Source organism: Arthrobacter agilis (genome assembly GCF_002953615.1).
Taxonomy (GTDB): domain Bacteria; phylum Actinomycetota; class Actinomycetes; order Actinomycetales; family Micrococcaceae; genus Arthrobacter_D; species Arthrobacter_D agilis_B.
In genome coordinates, this window is sequence record NZ_CP024915.1 from 2043029 (window position 1) to 2045286 (window position 2258).

General features: G+C 71.7%; 3 protein-coding genes. All 3 read right to left on the bottom strand.

The genetic code is table 11. From position 1 onward, the window contains the following. Positions 1-418: biotin/lipoyl-containing protein (locus CVO76_RS09940; protein WP_347876203.1), on the bottom strand; the 418-nt coding region annotated here is incomplete at its 3' end. A 1-nt stretch (position 419) separates the two neighbouring features. Further along, positions 420-1499, bottom strand: coding sequence for an alpha-ketoacid dehydrogenase subunit beta (locus CVO76_RS09945; RefSeq protein WP_133081124.1), 1080 nt, complete (start codon positions 1497-1499; stop codon positions 420-422). Beyond that, the coding region (locus CVO76_RS09950; RefSeq protein WP_244185864.1) for a thiamine pyrophosphate-dependent enzyme at positions 1496-2258 on the bottom strand (763 nt) is incomplete at its 5' end. The genes CVO76_RS09950 and CVO76_RS09945, both read right to left, overlap by 4 nt.

Here is a 2258-nt window from a genome sequence, read left to right on the forward strand (position 1 = left end):
TCAGCACGTTCCCCGACCCGCCGGCGTCGACGGGCGGAGCGTCGTTCCCGCTGGTGGCCGACGTCGGGACGCCCGCGTCCTCCCGCAGGGCGGCCGCGGCATCCGCGACGGCCTCCCCTCCGGCGGCGGCCGGATCGGGGACCGGCGTCTCGGAACCTTCCGGACGGACCGACAGGAAGGGCGCTCCGACGTCGAGCACCTCGCCCGGCCTGCCGTGCAGCACGGCCACGGTGCCGGCGAAGGGGGACGGGACCTCGACCACGGACTTGGCGGTCTCCACCTCGGCGACGGGCTGGTCGACGGCGACGGTATCGCCCTCCGCGACGAGCCAGGACACCAGCTCCGCCTCGGTCAGGCCCTCCCCGAGATCGGGGAGCGCGAAGACGAGGAGTTGCGGGCTGACGGTCGGTGCGCTCATGTCAGTCCTCCCACTGCAGGTCATCGACGGCGTCGAGGATGCGATCGACGCTCGGCAGGTAGAAGTGCTCGAGCTTCGGCGAGGGATACGGGATGTCGAACCCCGTGACCCGCAGCACGGGTGCGGCGAGCGAGTGGAAGCAGCGTTCCTGGACCCGCGCCACGATCTCCGAGGCCACGGACGCGAAGCCCGGGGCCTCGGCGACGACGACGGCCCGTCCGGTGCGGCGGACGCTCTCGCACACCGTCTCGTCGTCGAACGGGACGATCGAGCGGAGGTCGATGACCTCGATCGACCGGCCCTCCTCGGCGGCGGCCGCGGCGGCGGCGAGGGCCGTCGGGACGGACGGACCGTAGCTGATGAGGGTCGCATCGGTACCCTGGCGGGCGACGACGGCGCGGCCGATGCGCCGGGGTGCCTCCCCGTCGTCGAACGTCCGGCGGAGTTCGGCGAGGTCCACCTCCTCCTTGGACCAGTACAGCTTCTTCGGTTCGAGGAACACCACCGGGTCCGGGGAGGCGATGGCCTCCCGCAGCATCAGGTAGGCGTCGTGCACGGTCGCGGGAGCCAGGACGGTGAGGCCGGGTGTGTGGGCGTAGTAGGCCTCGGAGGAGTCGCAGTGGTGCTCGACGCCGCCGATGCCGCCGGCGTAGGGGATCCGGATGACGATGGGCAGGCGCACCTTCCCGCGGGTGCGGTTGGGCATTTTCGCGACGTGGCTGACCACCTGCTCGAACGCCGGGTAGGCGAACGCGTCGAACTGCATCTCGACGACCGGCTTCATGCCGTTCATCGCCATGCCGACGGCCATTCCCATGATGCCCGCCTCGGCGAGCGGCGTGTCGAAGCAGCGCTCCTCCCCGAATCTCGCCGTCAGGCCGTCGGTGATGCGGAAGACCCCGCCGAGGGTGCCCACGTCCTCGCCGAACATCAGCACCGCCGGATCCGCCTCCATGGCATCCGCGAGGGCGGCATTGAGGGCCCTGGCGAAGGTCGAGGTGGTCCTGGCCGGCGGTGTGCGGACGGATCCGGCGACGTGTCCGGCGCGGTCCGCGGCGGGAGCCTCCGTGGTCTGCGTCATCGCTGGCCCCCCTGGTCCCCGGCGCCGTCGGCGGGCGCATCCGGCGCCGCGCCGCGCGCCAGTTCCTCACGCAACTGCTCGGCCTGCTCGCGCAGCTGCGATGTCTTCTCCGTGTAGACGTATTCGAAGAGCTCTGCCGGGTTCACCTCTACCTCCGTGTTGAGTCCCGTGCGGATGGCGGCGGCGATCGCGTCGGCCTGGTCGGCGAACGCCTGCTCGCCCTCGTCCGTGAGCAGGTTCAGGGCCCGCAGGTAGGTACGCATCCGCAGGATCGGATCCCTGGGCACCCAGCGTTCCACGTCGTCAGCCGACCGGTAGCGCGTGGGGTCGTCGGCGTTGGTGTGGGCCTGCATGCGGTACGTGTGGGCCTCGATCAGGGAGGGACCACCGCCGTCGCGGGCGCGGTCGACGGCGGCTCCGAGCACCGCGAGCAGGGCGGCGAGATCGTTGCCGTCCACGCGCTCCCCCGGCATCCCGTAGCCGATGGCCTTGTGCGCGAGGGAGGGGGCCACCGTCTGGTTCTTGAGCGGCACGGAGATGGCGAACTCGTTGTTCTGGATGAAGAACACCACGGGGACGTGGAACACGGCGGCGAAGTTGAGGGCCTCGTGGAAGTCGCCCTCACTGGTGGCGCCGTCGCCGCACATCGCCAGGACCACGGTGGGCTCGCCGCGCAGCTTCGCCGCGTGGGCCACCCCGACGGCGTGCAGGAGCTGGGTGGCGAGTGGTGTCGCCTGCGTCGCGACGCGGTGCTCGTGC

Excerpts from the sequence above, each read along its gene's own strand:
- CVO76_RS09945 (WP_133081124.1), bottom strand. The coding sequence starts at position 1,499 with ATGACGCAGACCACGGAGGCTCCCGCCGCGGACCGCGCCGGACACGTC.